The organism is Lacibacter luteus (assembly GCF_004118265.1).
Classification (GTDB): Bacteria; Bacteroidota; Bacteroidia; order Chitinophagales; family Chitinophagaceae; genus Lacibacter; species Lacibacter luteus.
In genome coordinates this window covers 1-255 of the sequence record NZ_SDHW01000025.1, presented here as the reverse complement: position 1 = coordinate 255, position 255 = coordinate 1, and the positions used below count along the sequence as shown (strand labels likewise).

Below are 255 nucleotides of genomic sequence, written 5' to 3'. Positions count from 1 at the left end.
TAAATATGGCAGCTACCTACTCTCCCGCATTGTAGTGCAGTACCATCGGCCATAAGGGGCTTAACTTCTCTGTTCGGTATGGGAAGAGGTGAACACCCTTGGAAAAACCACCATAAATCGTTGCTCACTTTATCTCTCAAAAATGGAGAGGTTAGATGAGATAATAAGATCATATTGGGAAAAGTTGTAATTGCAGTTAACGATTAAAAAAAATTAAAGCTTACGGGTAATTAGTACTACTCGACTTTACTGTTA

1 rRNA gene is annotated in these 255 nt (G+C 38.4%); it reads right to left on the bottom strand.

From position 1 onward, the window contains the following. Positions 1-3: 3 nt before the first annotated feature. Positions 4-115 (bottom strand): 5S ribosomal RNA (gene rrf / locus ESA94_RS21325). Positions 116-255: the final 140 nt, after the last annotated feature.